General features: G+C 31.8%; 14 protein-coding genes and 1 pseudogene. 4 read left to right on the top strand and 11 right to left on the bottom strand.

What is annotated here, in order from left to right; translation table 11 throughout:
- Nucleotides 1–13: 13 nt before the first annotated feature.
- From KQA_RS0212565 to KQA_RS0212520, 10 genes are all read right to left on the bottom strand, one after another.
- Nucleotides 14–1198: an aspartate aminotransferase family protein gene (locus KQA_RS0212565; protein ID WP_010181671.1), complete on the bottom strand. Its 1185-nt coding sequence runs from the start codon at nucleotides 1196–1198 to the stop codon at nucleotides 14–16.
- Nucleotides 1199–1393: 195 nt separating this feature from the next.
- Entirely contained in the window at nucleotides 1394–2212 is an 819-nt protein-coding gene (locus tag KQA_RS0212560; RefSeq protein ID WP_010181669.1) for a mechanosensitive ion channel family protein, read from the bottom strand.
- Between the two features lie 141 nt (nucleotides 2213–2353).
- Nucleotides 2354–3655 carry a cryptochrome/photolyase family protein gene (locus KQA_RS0212555; RefSeq protein WP_010181667.1) on the bottom strand — a complete coding sequence of 434 codons (1302 nt, stop codon included), beginning with the start codon at nucleotides 3653–3655 and terminating at the stop codon, nucleotides 2354–2356.
- Between the two features lie 3 nt (nucleotides 3656–3658).
- Complete coding sequence (locus tag KQA_RS0212550) at nucleotides 3659–4351, bottom strand: SDR family NAD(P)-dependent oxidoreductase (RefSeq protein WP_010181665.1); 693 nt, start codon at nucleotides 4349–4351, stop codon at nucleotides 3659–3661.
- A 7-nt stretch (nucleotides 4352–4358) separates the two neighbouring features.
- Nucleotides 4359–4814 (bottom strand): SRPBCC family protein, encoded by a 456-nt coding sequence (locus tag KQA_RS0212545; RefSeq protein ID WP_010181664.1) that lies wholly within the window; start codon nucleotides 4812–4814, stop codon nucleotides 4359–4361.
- A gap of 296 nt (nucleotides 4815–5110) precedes the next feature.
- Nucleotides 5111–7489 carry a reprolysin-like metallopeptidase gene (locus KQA_RS0212540; RefSeq protein ID WP_232285899.1) on the bottom strand — a complete coding sequence of 793 codons (2379 nt, stop codon included), beginning with the start codon at nucleotides 7487–7489 and terminating at the stop codon, nucleotides 5111–5113.
- A 495-nt stretch (nucleotides 7490–7984) separates the two neighbouring features.
- Nucleotides 7985–10516, bottom strand: a complete 2532-nt coding sequence (locus tag KQA_RS0212535; protein WP_010181660.1) for a zinc-dependent metalloprotease — start codon at nucleotides 10514–10516, stop codon at nucleotides 7985–7987.
- Between the two features lie 22 nt (nucleotides 10517–10538).
- Nucleotides 10539–11204 (bottom strand): MIP/aquaporin family protein, encoded by a 666-nt coding sequence (locus KQA_RS0212530; protein WP_010181658.1) that lies wholly within the window; start codon nucleotides 11202–11204, stop codon nucleotides 10539–10541.
- Nucleotides 11205–12323, bottom strand: coding sequence for a GNAT family N-acetyltransferase (locus tag KQA_RS0212525; RefSeq protein WP_010181656.1), 1119 nt, complete (start codon nucleotides 12321–12323; stop codon nucleotides 11205–11207).
- Nucleotides 12324–12434: 111 nt separating this feature from the next.
- Nucleotides 12435–14366, bottom strand: a complete 1932-nt coding sequence (locus KQA_RS0212520) for a transporter (protein WP_232285898.1) — start codon at nucleotides 14364–14366, stop codon at nucleotides 12435–12437.
- Between the two features lie 108 nt (nucleotides 14367–14474).
- On the opposite strand from KQA_RS0212520, the gene KQA_RS18955 reads away from it, so the two are divergent.
- Genes KQA_RS18955 through KQA_RS0212500 form a run of 4 tightly spaced genes read left to right on the top strand, consistent with a single transcriptional unit; the run spans nucleotide 14475 to nucleotide 19926 of the window.
- On the top strand, nucleotides 14475–14717 hold the full coding sequence (locus KQA_RS18955) for a hypothetical protein (RefSeq protein ID WP_232285897.1): 243 nt from the start codon (nucleotides 14475–14477) through the stop codon (nucleotides 14715–14717).
- Nucleotides 14718–14750: 33 nt separating this feature from the next.
- Nucleotides 14751–17171, top strand: coding sequence for a YfhO family protein (locus tag KQA_RS0212510; RefSeq protein WP_010181650.1), 2421 nt, complete (start codon nucleotides 14751–14753; stop codon nucleotides 17169–17171).
- A gap of 4 nt (nucleotides 17172–17175) precedes the next feature.
- On the top strand, nucleotides 17176–18456 hold the full coding sequence (locus tag KQA_RS0212505) for a glycosyltransferase family protein (protein WP_010181649.1): 1281 nt from the start codon (nucleotides 17176–17178) through the stop codon (nucleotides 18454–18456).
- Between the two features lie 3 nt (nucleotides 18457–18459).
- Entirely contained in the window at nucleotides 18460–19926 is a 1467-nt protein-coding gene (locus tag KQA_RS0212500; protein WP_010181647.1) for an oligosaccharide flippase family protein, read from the top strand.
- 57 nt (nucleotides 19927–19983) lie between these two features.
- Here KQA_RS0212500 and KQA_RS20325 read toward each other — a convergent pair.
- A pseudogene (locus KQA_RS20325) lies at nucleotides 19984–20200 on the bottom strand (hypothetical protein); the annotation flags it as partial.

Here is a 20200-nt window from a genome sequence, read left to right as displayed (position 1 = left end):
GCTTTAATACTCATTACATAGTTAATTCATTAAGTGTTTCAATAATTATATTACATCCTTTTTTAATTTCATCTGTGCTAATAGTTAGTGGAGGTGTTATACGAATAGCTCTTTTTTCAAATAATAAAAAGAAAAGAATTAATCCTTTTTCTTTACATTTCATCACAAGCTCAACAGCCAATTCGGGAGAGGGGAGTAGTGCTATTAGCATTAAACCAATGCCTCTTACTTCTTTAATTAATGGATGTACGAGTAAGCTTCTAAATAATTGTTCCTTTATTAGTGTGTTGGGCATTATGTCCGATGATGTGACTGTTTGTAGTGTGGCCAAACATGAAGCAGCTATTACGGGGTTACCTCCAAAAGTGGTTATATGTCCAAGCATAGGATTATCCATTAGTAAATCCATATGTTCTTCCGAGGCAGTGAATGCTCCTACAGGTAATCCACCTCCAAGTCCTTTACCAGTGACAACAATATCAGGAATTACATTGTAATTTTCAAAACCAAATAATTTTCCAGTACGACCAATTCCTGGTTGGATTTCATCTAAAATTAATAAGGCACCAACGTCATCACAACGCTTTTTAACCTTAGTAAGGTAGTCGTTTATAGGCTGTATAAATCCAGCACCACCTTGAATAGTTTCTAATATTACTCCAGCTGTTTTACGGGTTATTTTTTCTAAATCTAACTCGTTATTAAATTCAATAAATTGAATATCGGGGATTAAAGGTCTAAAAGCTTGTTTGCGCTCTTCGTACCCCATAACACTTAATGATCCCATGGTATTGCCATGGTAGGCTTTATTAGCAGCTATAATTTCACTACGCCCTGTGACTCTTCGAGCTAACTTGAGTGATCCCTCTATGGCTTCGGTACCTGAGTTAGTTAAGTATGTTTTATTTAAAGGGTTTGGTAAATGTTTGGCAATTAGTTTAGTTAACTCCACAGCAGGTTGCTGAATGTATTCACCATAAACCATAACATGTAAGTATTGATCTACTTGACTTTTTATGGCTTTCACTACATTAGGATGACAGTGTCCTAGACTACATGCCGGCAAACCCCCTGCCACAAAATCCAAATGCGCATTTCCTTTGGTGTCATATATGTAGCTTCCACTTGCATGAGAAACTTCCATAGCTAACGGAAAAGGAGTTGTTTGAGCTTGATATGTGAAGAAGTCTTTTTTCAATTTAATATTTGTTTATATAAAATATAAATTTTGGGTTAAATTATTTTATTATTGATTTGTCTTTTTATGATCTGTCCCGTTCTAAATAATCATTACAGGTTATTTAGAACGGGACAATCTACTAAGAATTACCAATGTTAAAAGGCTTTAACCTTTTTCTGAAAGCAGCATTGGAAGGTGATAAAAAATATAAACCTATTTCCCGATTAACCCTAATTCAATTCCTTCTGAGTAAGCTACTTGAACGTTATTTTCGCTAAAAATTCTTTTTATGGTTTCATGAGTATCAAAAGTAGCAACCCAATAATTGTCGGGTAAAACAAAAGGACGAATGGCTAACTGTACGTTGTGAGTGTCAAAGGTTTCAATTCCTATTTCGGGTGTTGGTTCATTAAGTACAGAAGGCAACAAAAGTAATTCCCTTTCTATAATACTTTTCACTTTTGGAAAATCTTCGCTGTAGGGAATGTGTACATTAAGTTCAAGGCGAACGACTCCTTTTTTTGAAAAGTTAGTCACCACTCCATCCGTAATCTTTGAATTAGGAACGATCAATGTTTTATTTCCTGGCGTAATCATTAGTGTACTAAAAATACCAATTTCCTCAACTTTCCCAAATTTTTCATCTACTTCAATCCAATCATTTACTTTGTAAGGTTTTAAAAATAGGATGAGTATTCCGGAAGCAAAATTTCCTAAACTACCTTGTAATGATAAGCCAACAGCAAATCCCATAGCAGCAACAATAGTGGCTAATCCAGATAATTCGGCACCAAGTATAGATACTGCAATAAGCAATAAGGTTATTTTTAAAATAGTAGAAAGTAGTGAAAGAATAAAAGGTCGCATAGTATCTGAGACTTGAATTTTAGTCAAGCTTTTACCGACAATTTTATCTACCTTTTTAATAAGTTTAAATCCAATCCATAATAGGAGGGCAGCTACAATTATTTTAGGAGCAAAAAAAACAATTTTATCTGTTACAATTTCTATATACTTATTTACTTTATCCATTTAGATACTTTAATTGTTATTCTATAAAATAACCCCTGTACATTTTAACTACAAGGGTAAAATTTTTGATTGTAAATAAAGGTATAAAAAAACTTATATTTTGAAAGCTTGTTAAGGCTTTTTTCTTACAAAATAAGAAATTTAGGTTAGTGCAAGTTTGTATGTAGATAGACAGCGTTCTCGAGCCATTTTATGATCAACCATTGGTGTTGGGTAAGTGAGTTCATTTAAATCCTTTACCCAACGTTTAATATAAATATGTTGTTTATCAAATTTTTGTATTTGAGTTGTAGGGTTAAAAATTCTAAAGTAAGGAGCTGCATCTACTCCAGTTCCAGCGACCCATTGCCAATTGCCAATATTTGATGAGAGTTCATAATCTAGTAATTTTTCGGCAAAATAGGCTTCGCCCCAACGCCAATCTATAAGTAGGTGTTTGCATAAAAAGCTTCCTACAAGCATACGTACTCTATTATGCATGTATCCAGTAGTATTTAATTCGCGGATACCTGCATCAACTAAAGGATAACCGGTCTCACCTTTTTTCCATTTTTCAAATTCCATTTCATTATTACGCCATTGAATGCGATCATATTTAGGTTTAAAACATGCGTGTTGCGTATGTGGAAAATGCCAAAGAATTTGCATGAAAAATTCTCGCCAAATAAGTTCAGACCAAAAAACCTCATTTTTTTGGGCAATGGCTTTTTTGATCATTTCACGTATGCTTACTGTTCCAAAACGCAAATGAGGTCCAAGTTTTGAGGTACCATTTTGATTGCTTGGAATATTTCTAGTGTCTTCGTATCCTTCAATTAAGCTTGGTGTGGCTGTAAAAGGGAGTACTTTTATATCAGATTTTTCAAATCCAAGTAGTTCTAAGCTTAGGCTAGTATAATTAAAATGTTCGTATATATTTGCTAAGTAATCTTCACTTGGATATTGAATAAATTCTGTAGTTTTAAATAGATCTTTCCATTTGTTTTTGTACGGAGTGTAGACCATGTAAGGAGAGCCATCGGCCTTTACAATTTCATTTTTTTCAAAATAAACTTGGTCTTTATACGTTTTAAAAGGAATTCCATTGGTATTTAAAAAATCAGCAATTTCTGTATCACGATTTTGAGCATAAGGCTCGTAATCATGATTGGTATATACCGAGGTGATATTAATTTCCTTACATAGTTGTTTAAAAATATCCAGTGGTTTGCCATGGTAAAGTGAGATTCCCTTATTTTCTTTATTCAGTTGTAAATTGATTTCTAATAAAGAATCATATATAAAATTTAACCGAGCATCTTTTTTAGGGAGGCTATTAAGAATTTCTGTATCAAAAATAAAAATGGGCAATACATTTTTGTTTTCGCTTAACGCGAAGAAAAGTCCTGTATTATCAGTTAAGCGTAAATCTCTTCTGAACCAAAAAATTGTAATATCTGTCATTTGTTAACTCAAATTAAGTGTACTCGTACCACCATCTACACCCATTACTTGCCCGGTAATCCATGATGATTTATCGGAGAGTAAAAAGCTTGCCATATGGGCTATATCTTCACTTTGGCCTATGCGCTTTAAAGGGTGACGTTCATTCATTTTTTCAATTTTGGCTTCATTTGAAACCAAACGTTTTGCCAAAGGTGTATTTGTTAATGAAGGAGCAATGACATTAACTCTTATTTGAGGAGCCCATTCCGCTGCCAATGACTTGGAAAACCCTTCTAAAGCTCCCTTTGCTGCAGCAACCGAAGTATGGAAAGGCATACCAACTTTAACAGCAACGGTACTAAAAACAACAATACTTGCTTGAGTTGAAGCTTTTAGTTTAGGGTGTAATTCTTTTAAAATTTTGACTAGTGACAAAAAATTTAGCTGTAAATCACTTTCAAAAACTTCAGGTTTTAACATACTAAAGGGTTTTAAATTGATGGTACCTGGGCAATATACCAGTCCATCAATAACTTCGGGTAGATCAATTTCTAAAATAGAATTTTTTGCAGCGTCAAAAGGGATATGAGTAACATCCTCTGGTAAATCATTATTAGTTCTCGAAGCTACAATTACGTTAGCTTCGGCTTTCATCTGCTTAGCAATTTCGTTTCCTATTCCATAGGATCCACCAATTAAAAGTATATTTTTCATAGCATGTTTAATTAAAAAGACTAGTTATATTTTTTGTTCTGTATTCAAATATCTTATCCAGTTTAGGTTTGATAATTATGGGATGTAATAAACGGCCTATAATACCGAAAGGGACCTGATAATGGATAACATCTGTAATTAATGTACCGTTAGAGGTTTCTTTTAGAAAATGTTTGTGATGCCAAAGTTTGTAGGGCCCTTCCAATTGTGTATCAACAAAAAAATGTGGTTTTTTAATGTGATTTATTTCTGATAACCATGTAGTTTTAAAAAAGGCTAATGGAGTTACCGTATATTGAATAACTTGACCAGGAAAAAGCGGTAAGCTAGCCCCTTCAATAACTTCAAACTTCATACTTTTAGGCATTATTTTGGTCAGATTGTTTGGATTTGAAAAGAAATCCCAAGCTTTTTCAATAGAAATAGGCAATTCAATTTCAGCTTCAAGTTTATAAGTTTTCATAGATTCAAAAATACTCTTATTTTGTTTAATATATTAATGTAAATTGTTAAACAATATAAAATTTTTATGAATTGGACTTTTTTTATTGACCTCAGGAGTAGTTAGAACTATGCACTTTAGTGCATTTCGCTTTTAGCTTCTAAAAATAGGGCAAAGAGCCATTGGCAGTTAGCTTTTAACTCTTGGATTTTTATATATTTATTAAATTAATAGATAAGAGTAAAAATGGATGTTAAAAATATGGTGACTTTCAGTAATAACAGAAACTATGGTACTTTAAGTTTATAGTGGTTCATTTATTTAATGATTAATTTTTGATTAAAACTTGATTTTCCATTCTTGATTTTTAAAAGATATAGTCCACTAAGTAAGTTTTCTGTTGGTATGGATTGTATTTTTCGGTTTGAAAGTTTTATCGTTTTAATTAAATTTCCCGAAGTAGTGTAGAAATCGATGCTATTTTCATTATTCTTATTTGTATCCACTAGTTCAACAGTAAATTTATCAAAAGCAGGGTTAGGAGTTATGCTAATTTTTTGAGTTACTTTTGAAGTGGACGCATTATTTACTTCAAATTGTAGGTTGAATTTTTTTAAAATTATAGCGTTTTCTGTATTTGTAGATTTTATGGTTAGAATCCAATCTCCTTTTGTTGGACCTATTAACTTTTTTAAAGAATCAAAAGGGTTTCTGTAACCTGAAACTATTTCATCACATACCTCGCCTCCATGAATGGATGTTCCCCAAGGAATGATTTGTTCAAGATCTTTAAAAGTAAGGTCAATATGTTGTTCGTTTGAACAATTTTGATTCCATAAGGTTACTTTTTGTTTTGCTGGGTTTTCAATACTAATGATGAGATCATTAATCTTTGCATGTGTTAGTTGTAATTGGATTTGTAAATCCTGTGGATTAAAATCTTCATCGACATGTATTATTTCTTGAATTAGTTTTTTTTGTTTAATATCTTCTAAATCATTCAAAGTGAATTTTTTGATACTAATGTCTTTGCCTATTGAAAACATTTTTTTGTTAAGGCAGTAAAAGATATTATCTATTGATTTTATCTTTATTCGGCATTCATTTGATTGAATATTAGAAGGAACACTAATAGTAGCTTCTCCATCATTGGGGGTACTTTTTAAAAGTGTTTGGAAAGTTTTTCCATTATCAGTTGATAAAAGAATACATACATTTTTAGTATGAATAGGAGCGGAGTTGGTAGTACCTACATTCCAAGTAATTTTTTGTATGCTGTTAGTTTTCCATGTAATATTGTTCGTATTCTGTGAGATTGCTTCAAATTTAGGACTATCGGTTACGGTAACATTAAATTTTTGAATAGATGTTCCTTGCTGTTTAGGTGTTGTGTTTCTTGCAGAAGCAATAAAAGAATAGTTACGTGGAACTGTAGCTAAAACTCCATATTTTGAAGAATTATGGTTATTGATTACGAGGTCCTTTTTAGGAAAGGAAATAATATTATGAATATTTGGAGGCTGAGATGTAAAAATGGGGCCATTTTTTGCTTCACTTAATGGGGGGAATATTGTTGGTGCAATATCAATTTGTTCACAAGTAAAACTAATGAAATCATTTTTAGGGATAGTGGTATTCAATTTGATTTCAAAAGGTGTTTCCAAAGGAATAGAATAATTGGGTATAGGCTTTAAAATATTCAAAGAATTGGTTCCGATATCTATTTTTGATTTTAAATAGGTATGAACTTGTTCAATACTTTTACTATGAAAGTAAGGTTTTGAGGTAGTTGAAATATTACTATTGGGGAGATTACAAATGCCAGCATAGCTCATAATGGTATGTCCACTTCCTGGTTCAACAGCGCTTTGTTTATCTCGAGAACAATTGCTGTTTTGAGTATGCGTTGCACCTAATTGATGTGCTATTTCATGGGATAAATAATCAATATTGAATAACTTACCCTCAGGTATTGGATAGCCTGTAATTCCATTAGCTTTTCTGTTGGTAAATGCCACGCTACGTGAACTAATACCTCCTTTAAAGGTTCCTAAAGTTTGTGCTATATCGTAGTTACTTTCGTGTATTAAAGATTTAAGTTTCAAAGGGGCTTCTAAAATAAGTTTACGTTGGTTGTTATTGCTTAATCCATCAGTCTCAGGGTTTATAAAAATTAATTGGTCGTTATTTTTAGTTAATATGAGTTGTATTCCTAAATCTCGATTAAATATTTTGTTAATTTCTTTGAGACTATATTCTATAGCGTTCAGAACAATTTCTTTTTGTTTATTTCTAGGTAATAGTTCAGCATGATGCTTTTTTATGTGATACTGAGCATATTCCCCTGTTGTCATTATAGCAATCCTTACTTTAATAAGCTCCGTAAACGGACTATTATTTAATCTAAATCTGTTAGATGAAGCATGCTTTAAAGTGTTTTTTTTTGATTTTACTTTAAAAATTTTAGCCTTACAGCTATTAGATTTTTTTTTTGGAAACGTGATTAATAAAGGAGTTTGTGTTAGTATTTCTTTTGTTTTTGAGGTTATTTTTTTAGTAAATAGTTGATTTTTAGAATTTTGATTATTTTTTTTTGGCCATTCAAATTTTTCATGAGTTATTCTGCTCCAGTGGTTGATTAGGACTGGATTATTTACGCCAAAAGCGAAAATCAGAATCATGATATATTGAAGCATTTAACCTCAGTTAGTAAATGGTAGTTATGATTTATTACAATTGTACCATTTGATGTTTCTTTCAATAAATAAAAAACTTACACATAAAAGGATTAATATAATATGTTTTATAAAGAGTATGTAAATTGTTTTTAATAGTATTAGCCTTAAATTATATTTTAGGAATATTTTTTTAAAATCAAATAAACTTATTTAGTGTGTGTGTTGACATTGTAAATAAATATTTATGTAAGTTTATTCCTCTAATATATAAAAATTATTTAAAAAATTAATTTATTAAGTATTGATTTTTAGGTAATTGACTTTTTTTAAGCCTAAATTTAGAGTAGTTTGAAATGATTTAATACTATTATGTGGAAAGATAATTATTAACTCTAGGGTTAATTGTGCTACCAGAGTAGTGTTGTTTAAATAATTGTTTTTTAGTGTTTTATGATGGTGTTATAGGCGTTATTGTTATTTGAAAGAATTTACCTTCTTAAATTGTGATAAATGTCAATCAATCACAATTTTTCGAATGGCATTTTCACCATTAATAGTGACACTTAAAATATAAAGTCCTGGGGAAAGAGAGTTTAGGTCTAAGGTTTCTATTTGAGTTAAAAAAGAATACTCAAATAATGGTTTTCCTTCTAAATTATAAATAACAGCTTCATAACCATTTAAGGGAATGGTTAATATCTCTAGAGTAACTTTACCATTTGAAGGATTAGGGTATACAATAATATTTTCTTTTATGTCTAGTTGTTTTTTAGCTAGTGTTCCTATACTTGTTAGGTTAGGATTACTTACACCTTCAGGAATGTTTAAGACTAATTTTATTTTATCTGGATCGTTAATTCCGGAAGAATTAGTTAAAGGTAAAGCAATAATAAGCTCATCAGAATTTGCAGGTAGTGTGACAAAGTCTTCGTTTACATTTTGATAACTATCCCCACCATCGGTTGAAAATTTAACTTTTCCGCTAAAGTCGATCACTTCATTAGAAGGAACAGCTTCGAATGAATAAAATATTTTTACAGGATCAGTAACTTTTTCAGATGTTTTAATTCTAAAAATTAATAGGTTATCTTTTTTACGTTGTCTACTAGAAACTCGTGCTTCGGGAACTAATGGTAAAACCACATCGCCAATATTAAAATCACTTTTATTCACAGCATAAAATATGTGTTTTAATGCGCTAACTCTAATTCTAGCTTGTGAAGTTGTAATCCCTTCTGGTATGCGAATATTTTCGGATCCATCATTAGGAGTTGATTCTGCAAGGATAGTAGGATATGTAACTCCTCCATCAAACGATATTTCTATTTTAACATCACTAACATCTATTCCATTAGCAGTTGTACCGGCAACATTCCATGTCACCTCTTGAATACTATTTTGGTCATAAGAAACATTTGAATTTTGAGAAGTAATTTCAAATATACCAGCTCCAGTATCAATAGCATTAACAGTAACTTTTAAAAAGGAAACACCTCCGGGTTTGCCATCACGAACAGTAAGGCCGAAATTCATAGCTCTTGGAACACTAGGTAATACTTCCCATTTGGTACTTACTCCTAGTTTTTCTGGGAAATCCCTTCTAGGAGATGGGTTAGGAGGTAAGGATCTAAACAGTGGACCTACACTTGATGATGATACAGGAGGTGCAATAGCACGATCATTATCTATCTGTTCCCATGTATATGTTAATCTATCTTCATCACGGTCATTAACAATGGCTTCGAGAGCAAAAGCAGTACTAACCGGTATATTAAATTCTTTTAAAGGTTCAATTGAAGGTAATTTATTAGTGATAGGTTGTGTAGGAATGCAACTAGCTCCAAATTCGATATAAGTTTTTATTTCTTGTATACTTACATAATGAAAATAATCATCACTTGATTTTTGAATAACTACAGCGGGTACATCACATGGGCCACCTGCATATCCCATTATCGTTGTTCCTTCTCCTGTTTCAACAGCTGTGGCATCGTCTCTTTGACAAGGATAGTTTTGTGTATGGTGAGCACCAAACTGATGTCCTAGTTCATGCGCAAAAAAAGTGATATCAAAAAAATCCCCTTCAGGTTTATTAAACCCAGTAACACCTACACCTTTCCCATTACCACATAATGCACCAATCCTTGCAAGTCCACCTAACACATGTGTGGTTAATAAGTGGCCAATATCATAATTATCTTGACCAATTATTTCATCAATCACAGTGTCAGATAAGTCGCTTAACTCATCAAAACTTTTGGTAGTAAATCGATCAGGTTGTGTGTTTAAAAAAATAATATCATCATTGTTAGGAATAAGTTCTAGACGTATTCCTAAATCTCGTTCGTAAACAACATTTATTCGATTTAATGAAGCTACGATTCCTCCAAGAGCAGCAGCTTTTTTTTGATTTTCACTTCCATTAGTTACTCCCGCTTTGCTACTAAAAAACCTAGTATAATCATCAGTTACTGCTATGGCTGTTCGTAATACTCTAAGTTGCTTATCTCCAATTTTGGCAGCTTTTTTCTTTTGCTGTATTGTTGCTTTAAAATCATTTTTAGTATCACTATGATTTGCAGCTTTACAATCAAAGATTGGGTTTGTAGGAATTGTTTCCTTTGAAGTGATAACGTGATATTCTGATTTATTTTTTCCTTCTTTTATATGCCATGTTTCGTCTTTGTGTATTAAAGTTGCTGTAATACCAGTCTCGGTACAGGTAAAAATAAGTTGAAGCTCTGGGTTATTTATGGATATCCCTTTGTAGGAATGAATTAAAGGGAATTTTTTTTGTAATTCTTTAGGAAGTACAGCATTGTCTTCAATAATAAAGTCAACCAGTATTCCATGCTGATTAGGGAAACTAATCCTTATTTTAGTTTTTGTTTCCTTTGAAACATGTTTTAGTGCATTTGCAAGCTTTTGTGTGTCAAGTAAAAAAGTATTATCAACTGTTTTTTGCCACACGATATGTTGTGCATTTAATGTTCCTGTTAAAATAAATATAAAACAAGTAAATAAGTAAACGATACGTAAATTCATTTAAAGCAATTTTCTTTTTTATTTAGCAATCAGCACAGCAATTGTCATCTTTTACCCACTTGCAACTTAACACAGCTGTTATAGCACCCAATATAGGAGCAGTTAAATATAGCCATAAATTAGCAAAATTTAAACTAACTATAGCGGGAGCTAAGGACCTAATAGGATTCATTGAGGCATTTGTCATAGGTCCTGCAAAAAGGGCTTCTAACATTACTACACCTCCAATAGCCATACCAGCCATTATACCAGTCTCTTTTGATCCAGTTGAAACATTAATAATGACTAACATTAAAAAAAATGTTAGTAAATATTCAAGTACAAACGCTTTAAATGGGGGTAAAATTGTCTGAGTACCACCAAGAGTTTTACTTTCGGGAAATAAATACCAAACCAATAAACTTGCTATTATGGCTCCAATAAATTGAAAAAACACATATTTTGGCACTTCTTTCCATGGAAATTTTTTGGCATAGGCAAAAGCTATAGTTACCGCAGGATTAAAATGTGCACCCGATATTTCACCAAAAGCATAGATCATGGCAATTACTATAAATCCCCAAGTAATCCCCACACCAACATGCGTTACAGCTCCTTGAGTAATTTCATTTACAGCCATGGCAGCTGTACCACAAAAAACCAAAGTAAAGGTTCCTAAAGCTTCAGCAATGTAATTTTTGTTGTTCATTTAAATAGCTTTTCTATATGTTTTTCGTTCTTTATGTTGTTTGTGAACGTAATCTTTCCAAAGTGCTTGAATTGCTTTGTTCTCTATAAGTTCTGGATTAGTCTCCACTTTTTTTATTCCATTACGAAGAAATATTTCATTCATTTCTTTAAAAATCAACGCAGCTACACCTTTATTTTGATATTCTGGATCAACTCCTATCAAATAAAAAGCAGCAGTATCATTTACGCGTTGCGCTTTTAAAATATGTAAAAAACCAAAAGGGAAAAGTTTTCCCTTTGCTTTTTGTAATGCTTTGGAAAAAGAGGGCATTATTATAGAAAATGCGATGACTTCATTATGTTCATTAGCTACACACGTAATGTAGTCAGGATTTACAAATGGCAAATATTTCTTTTTGTAATGATCAATTTGATACTGTTGAATAGGAACAAATGTTTGTAATGAATCATAGGTTTTATTCAGTAATTCGAACATACGATTAACATAAGGTAAGATTTGCTTAACCTTGTTAAATTTAATAATTTTTAGTTTATATCGCGTTTGAATGATATTAGCAACTTTAACTACTTTGGGTCTGGTTTCAGTAGGGATATCAATTTTGTATTCGACCCAAGTAGCGGCATCTTCAAAACCAAGTTTTTTAAGATGTTCACTGTAGTAGGGGGCATTGTACCAGGTGATCATAGTATTAAGTTCGTCAAAACCTTTAGTCAACATACCCGCTTTATCCATGTTTGAAAAGCCTACAGGTCCCTCGATAGTATTGAGGTTGTGTTTTTTTCCATAGGTAATAACCGTATCAATTAGAGCTTTGGTAACATTTATATCATCAATTACATCAAACCAACCAAAACGAACTTTAGATTTATGTAGTTCCTTAATTTCAATCCAGTTTACAATGGCAGCAACTCGACCAACAATTTTATTGTTTTGATAAGCTAAATAAAAAGAAGCTTCAGCATTATTATAGACGGGGTTATCTCCTTTTCTAATCGCGCTTAGTTCCTCCTTAGTTATGGCAGGCACATAACAAGGATTATTTTTATAAAGTATATTTGGGAAGTTTACAAAATCCAAAAATTGCTTTTTTGTAGTAACCTCTTTTATTGTAATCATATATTAAAATAAAGCTAAAATTTAAAGGCAAAAATATCAAATATTTATGTTGTATAATAACTAAAAAAGGAGGTATTTCTTAACTTAAGTACCTCCTTTTTTATGATAATATTACCATTCTTCATCATCTAAATCATCTTCTTTTCCTTTTTTCTTTTTCTTCTTGGACTTTTTCTTTTTTTCTTTCTTTTTTTTCTTCTTTTTGGGTTTTTCTCCTATTTCTTCATCTTCAGCTTGTTTTTCAAGTAACTCAATTTCAGCTTCAAGATCTTTGAGTTCTTGCTCTTCTCTTTTTAAACGTTCTTTCTCTTGATCTTTGTCACTTTTTTCTGTTTCAAAATTAGAGTCATTTTTATTTTCTTTTTTAGCATTCGAATCCTTAGGAGTGTCTATAGAATCAAAATCACTATTCTCATTAAATCTGCCTTTATTTTTCTTATTCTTTTTTCGGGCTTCTTTTTCTAATCTTTTTTGTTCTCTCTTTTTATCTCTAGCAGATTGTTCAATTTCAATATCTCTTTCAAGATCTGCTATTTCATCTTCAAAACTTCTAAGCTCTTTTTCTTGTTTTTTTGCAGCTTTAATTTCTTTTCTACTCATTCCTGTATAATCAGGCTCTGGGTAAGGTTCTCCTGTTTCAGGATTTATCCTTGGCTCATTCTTTTTTCTTCTTTTCTTTTTCTTTTTGGCATTTCGCTCTTCAATTTCAGCCAATTCTTCTTCAGTTCTTTCTTCTGGAGTAATATCTTCTTGCTTTGATTTTATAAATTCATCATCAACAAAATCACTCATTCTTCCACCAGAACCTAAAACGGGCTTTGATGATACAGTTGTAGAAGTAGAATCATTTAGTTCTTCTTTGCTTCTTCTTTTGGCATCACGCCTAGCTTTTCGAGCTCCACTTCCTTTCCAGAATTGGAACCACTTACGCTTTTTTGGTACTTCTACATCTTCAGCGTCTTCAAAATCTTCATCAAAGTCTTCTTCTTCGACTTCTTCATCAACATATTCTTCCAAGTCAACTTTTCCATCTAGTTTACCGGTCATTACGCTTTCATCCAAATAGCCTTCTTCAATATCTTTTTTAATTTGCTCAATGGTTTTATCCAATTCACGTTGTTCGGCAGTTTGTATGCGTTCGTAATCTTGTAATTTATGGTAATCCAAACGATAGGATGCTCCAAAATTAAGTGCAAATCGCGAAGGTGTATTTTTTAAATTTTTTAGTACGTGAGCGTCAATTGCAAAATCTTTGTATATAAGGTATGATCCTCCAAATCGAAGTAAATGATCTTTATATACTTTGCTATTTGCGCCTTCGTATTCACCAAAAATGGACCACTTATCATTTAAATTATAAGTGGATGTTAAAATAAAGCGAAAATCAGGAAACTCTGAAGTTAAACGATCAGCAACAATATTAGCCACAAACACCCAATTGTAGGCCCAATTGTTTTGAGCAGCAATAATTACCTTAGGTGTAATATCAGCTTGTTGTTCTGTAGCACGCGTATCAGGATTATTTTGAAAAGCAAAATCACTTGAGGAGGATGAAAAATTAGCTCCCACATAAGCGGAAACCGCAGGGATAAGTTTTTTCCATTGAAAACTATTGTTTTCCTTCCAGCTGTATAAATTCTCACTTTTTTCACGCTGGTATTTATATGGATCGTAAACTAAATATTTAGCTCCAATCACATTTGAAGGAAAACCCTTATCCGTAAAAGAGCTTTGATCACCAACTAATTCGGATACTTTATTGCTTAAATAACTTCCTTGAATGCTAAATTCTAGCTGTTCTTTAAATAATCCAGCTCTAAAATTGTATTCAAATTCGGTAGATTTAGTTTTATTATTGAAAATATCATGCCTTAGCCTACCAAAGGTTAAGCCACTTTCAATTTGCACCACATTTTTTCCTACAGAAAATGCTCCCTGAGAAGCCCCTGGTCTGTAGGTATTTATAATTTCTGTATGCTGGCACGTTACACCTATACTTACAAAAAATATGGTTAAAAATGTTAGTATTTGGGGATACTTCATTTGAAATTTATTTATGCCAAATATAGCGGATTTTATCATTTTTTTTATTTAGCAATCAAATAATCTGGTGAGTTCCTTATTTTTGGATCAAGTTATTACAGAAACAAAATGAAAACACTTCTCATTATAATAGCAATTATATACCTGTTAAAGCTATTAACGAGGTATTTGGGTCCCTTATTGCTTTTATTTATTTCAAAAAAAATAGCAACAAAATTTGGGGCACAATTTGAAGCTAAATTTAACCAGCAAGGTACAGAAAATCAAAATAATAAAACAAATTCTAATGCTAAAATACCAAAATCAAAAAAAGTAGTAGGCGAGTATATTGATTTTGAAGAAATAGATTAAACGCAATAAAAAACCCACAAAAAACACTTTCAAGTGAGCATCAACTTAAAAAAAATAGTACCATTTTTACTAGCCATTATTGGTTTCTTACTAGTTTCTCTAGCTTATTTTTCACCGGTTTTACAAGGTAAAAAAATTGTTCAAAGTGATATTGTTCAATATATAGGAATGGCAAAACAGCAAATAGATATCCGGGAGCAGACTGGCGAGGAAATGTATTGGAATGATCATGCCTTTGGAGGGATGCCCACTTATCAGCTAGGCGCTAAGTATCCCCATAATTATATTAAAAAATTAGATCTTTTTCTTCGTTTTTTGCCACGACCTGCGGATTATTTATTCTTATATTTTATTGGCTTTTTTATTTTATTAATATGTTTAAAAGTAAAACCATTATTGGCCTTTTTTGGAAGCTTAGCCTTTGGATTTTCAACTTATCTTATTATAATTATAGGAGTTGGACATAACGCAAAAGCTCATGCTATTGGTTATATGCCATTAGTACTTTCTGGTTTTTTGTTAGTGTATGCCAAAAAATACATCAAAGGTGGTTTATTATTTTGTATTGCTATGGCATTAGAATTGGTGGCAAATCATTTCCAAATGACTTATTATCTAATGCTTTTATTATTTGTAATCGCTATTGTTTATTTAAAAGAAGCCATTGTAAATAAAACTATTTCTGAATATGTAAAGGCATCTGGAATAATTATTATAGGGCTTCTGCTAGCGATAGCATTAAACGCCACTTCTATTTTGGCTACGCAAGAATATGCTAAGTTTTCTACACGTAGTAAATCAGAAATTTCAGTAACACCAGGTGGAGAACAAGTTGAACGAAAAGGATTAGATAAAGACTATATTTTGAGTTATAGTTATGGCCTTACAGAAACTTTTAATTTATTGATCCCTCGTTTTATGGGAGGCTCAAGCGCCGAAAATGCAGGGAAAGATGCTGCTATAGTTAAGGAATTAGTCCGTATGGGTTATCCGCTTAAAGAGGCCAGAGGAGTAGCTAAAAGTGCTCCAACTTACTGGGGAGAGCAACCTATTGTAGGGGCTCCAGCATACATAGGAGCTGGTATTATTTTTCTATTTGTATTAGGGCTATTTTTAATTAAACATCAATTAAAGTGGTGGGTGGTTTCGGGTAGCATTTTAGCTTTATTCCTTTCTTGGGGAAGTAATATGGAATGGTTTTCGGATTTGTTTATTAATTATGTTCCATTTTATAATAAATTTCGAGCTGTTACTTCAATACAAGTAATTATTGAATTGTGTTTGCCAATAATGGCTATTTGGACACTACATTCTTTTTTTACAGGGAATTATTCTAAGGTAGTAAAACAACAGGCTTTATTAAAATCAACAGCAATAACTGGAGGATTATTACTGGTTTTTGTATTGTTAAAAAAGACATTATTTTCATTTTCAACCTCAAATGATGAACAATTAATTCAAAGTGCAGGAATGCGTTTTGTAAGTGCTTTGCGCGAAGATAGAGTGCGTATGTTTACTAATGATACGTTACGAAGTTTATTTTTTGTACTAACAATTGCTGGACTATTGTTTGTTGTTACTAAAGAAAAGTTATCCAAGCAATTAAGTATTATTATTGTTGGGACACTTTTGGTTGTTGACTTAGTTATGGTAGATTGGCGTTATGTAAATACGAGTGATTTTGCACCTAAAACAGTCATGGATAAACCTTTTTCGCCTACAGAAGCGGATAAACAAATTATGAAGGATACTTCGCATTATAGAGTGTATGATCTTACTGGGAGTCCTTTTAATTCGGCAAGAGCTTCATATTTTCATAAAGCTGTTGGTGGCTATCATGGAGCTAAACCGGCCAGAATTCAAGATTTGTTTGAATTTTATATAGCTCAAGGGGAACAGTCTATTTTAGATATGTTAAATGTAAAGTACTTTATTTTTGAAGATAAAGAAGGAGGCGTACAAGTGCAACAAAATGATAAAGCTATGGGAAATGCCTGGTTTGTCGAAAATATTGAAAAAGTAGCCTCTGCCAATGATGAAATTTTAGGTTTAAAAACCTTAGATGTAGCCAAAGCCGCTATAGTAAATGAAAATTCGGCAATTGAAACTTCAAAATTTATTACAGATAGTTTAGCAACAATAAAATTAGCATCTCAAAAGCCCAATCGACTAATTTATAGTTCGGAAAATTCGAATACAGGTTTTGCGGTTTTTTCAGAAATGTATTATAAGAATGGTTGGAAGGCTTTTATAGATGGTGCCGAAACTCCAATACATAAAACAAACTATGCGTTACGGGGGATAACAATACCTAAAGGGAAGCATCAAATCGAATTTGCATTTGAACCTCAAGTAGTAAAAACAGGAAGTATTATAACATTAATTGCTTCATTAATTTTTATGCTATTATTAGGTGTAGGATTTTGGAAGGTGAATAAACAAGAGCAAATTTAATCCGTTGAAAAAAGTACTACTAATATCATATTATTGGCCCCCAGCAGGAGGACCAGGAGTACAACGTTGGTTAAAATTTGTTACCTATTTAAAGGATTTTGGAGTGGAGCCTATTGTATATGTTCCCGAAAATCCAACTTATCCTATTGTTGATAAAGAATTATTAAATGAATTACCCAATGGAATTGAAATTTTAAAACATCAAATTTTTGAGCCTTATGCTTTGGCAAGTAAAATAGGTGGGAAGTCATCTGATACTATTAGTAAAGGGATCATTCCACCCGAAAAAAATCAGCGTTGTATTCAAAAAGTATTACTTTGGGTACGCGGTAATTTATTTATCCCAGACGCACGTAAATATTGGGTAAATCCTTCTGTGAAATTTCTAGCTAAAGTGATAGAAAAAAAAGAGATTAATACGATCATAACCACAGGGCCTCCACATAGTATGCATTTGATTGGTAGTATATTAAAGGAGCGTTTAAACATAGAGTGGATAGCTGATTTTCGAGACCCTTGGACGAGCATAGGGTATCATAAAAAACTATTATTGACTAAATGGGCCCAAAAAAAACATATAGACTTAGAGCAACTGGTATTAAACAGTGCTGATAAAATTATTGTAACAAGTGAAGGAACAAAACGAGAATTTACACAAAAAACAACGCAACCGATTTACGTAGTAACTAATGGTTTTGAGCCTCTTCAATTACATGATATTGTATTAGATACTAAGTTTAGTATGGCTCATATAGGATCATTGTTATCTGAACGAAACCCTAAAAATTTATGGAAAGCTATAGCAGAATTAATTCAAGAAAATAAGATTTTTGAAGCAAATTTTGAACTTAAATTAGCGGGAGTAGTAAGTGAAACTATTTTGTCAACATTAAAAGCAATTGGCCTAGAAAAATACACCCGAATATTGGGTTATGTTTCACATAATGAAGCACAATTAATGCAACGACAATCACAAGTATTATTACTTATTGAGATTGATAGTGAAGAAACTAAAATGATTATCCCCGGAAAACTGTTTGAATACCTACAGTCTAATAGGCCTATTTTAGGAATTGGCCGCAAAGGAGCTGATTTTTCAACTATTTTAAAGGAAACTAATACAGGTGTTTTTTATGAGTATCATGAAATTGAAGCTATTAAAAAACAACTAATGAGCTATTTTGAGTTGTATTTAAAAGGAAATTTGTCAGTTATTCCAAAACATATTGAAAATTACACCCGTAAATCGTTAACAGGTAAATTAGCAGCTATTATAAAAAAATAATCTATGGGAGTTGTGGCAAAACAATCAATATTGAATACGTTTATAACGTATTTTGGCTTTGCCTTTGGAGCAGCTAATACGTTATTTTTGTTTACCAATATTTTAGGAGAAGAGGAATATGGGGTAGTATCTTACTTATTGGCATCCTCAAACCTGTTATGGCCATTGTTAGCGTTTGGATTACCTAATACACTAATTAAATTTTATAACACCTACACTAATAAAATGGAATCGGATCGTTTTTTTAGTTGGTTGTTACTGGTCCCATTAGTCTTGGTTAGTGTAGTTTCTATAGTGTTTACTTTGTTTTATGAACAATTAATGGAACAATATACCCATACAAATCCCATTGTAAAGCCTTATTTATGGATAGTCATTGTTTTGGGTTGTGCTTCGGCTTATTTTGAATTATTTTACGCCTGGGCAAAAGTGCATTTGCAAACGGTAAAAGGAAATTTAATTAAAGAATTATTTCATAGAGTAGCCATTACTGTATTATTGATTTTGGTCTATTTTAAATTGATAACTGCTCACCAGTTTATTTACAGTCTAACCGCAGTTTTTTTAGCAAGAACTTTATTAATGAAATGGATAGCCTTTGGAATTAAAAGGCCTAAGTTTTCTTTAGGAAAGTTAAAAAATGAAAATGAGTTAGTGGTGTATTCTACTTTGATATTAATTTCGGCTACAGTATCTGTTTTTTTGTTGGACTTAGATAAAGTAATGATTGAAAATTTAGCACCACCAATTTCGAATGTTGCTAAATACAGTATTTGTGTGTATATGGCTTCGGTAATTGGTGTACCAGTTCGTGCTATGTTGCAAATAACAAATCCGTTAACAGCACAATTATTAGTAAAAAAAGAAACCAAAGCATTAAACGAATTAAATAAAAAAAGTAGTGTTACAGCCTTGATAGCTACAGTATGGGTTGGCTTAGTGGTTGTTTGCAATGTGCATTCAATTTTTGAGTTGGTACCACCAAATTATCAACTGTATATTGAGGTAGTTTTTTTAATAGGTATAGTAAAATTATTTGATGCAAGTTTGGGCATTACAAACGCTATTTTATTTAATTCCAATAGTTACAAATGGATTCTATTTTTTGGTGTTGCTATTTTAGGATTAGCTTATGTATTTAATAGTATTTTTATTCCTAGCGAGGGTATTGTAGGTGCTGCCTTTGCTACTTTTTTAGCTTATTCATTATATAATATAGCAAAACTATTGTTTGTGTTATTTACTTATAAAATTCAACCATTTAGCAAACAAACTTTTTTAATTATTGGTTTTGCTACTAGTATTTGGTTTGTGTTTTATTATTGGTATATCCCCAATATTAATGCTATTGCAAGTATTCTTATCAAAGGGAGTTTAATTACAGTTTTTTATTTTGTAATTATTTATTTATTAAAGCTTTCGCCAGAAGTAAATAAAGCTATAGATAGAGTTGTTTTTAGAAGAATATAAAATCACCCTTAAGCGTTAAGTCTAAGGGTGATTTTTATTTTACAAATTATTCAAATTTTATCTTCTGCGATAAGCACCTCCAGAAGAACTAGTAGAAGCAATTGTTCTATTATTAGAAGATGTAGCTCTTAGGTTAGTGCTGCTTCTATTAGTTGTACTTCTAGGGGTATAACTTCGGTTATTACTTTTTGCGGTTCTTGACGTATAACTTCTGTTATACGATTTTAATTTAATATTTTCGCATAAAAGCATTAATATAATGGTGATTGCTAGT

This window comes from Aquimarina agarilytica ZC1, assembly GCF_000255455.1.
Lineage (GTDB): Bacteria > Bacteroidota > Bacteroidia > Flavobacteriales > Flavobacteriaceae > Aquimarina > Aquimarina agarilytica.
This window is presented reverse-complemented; position numbering and strand designations above follow the sequence as displayed.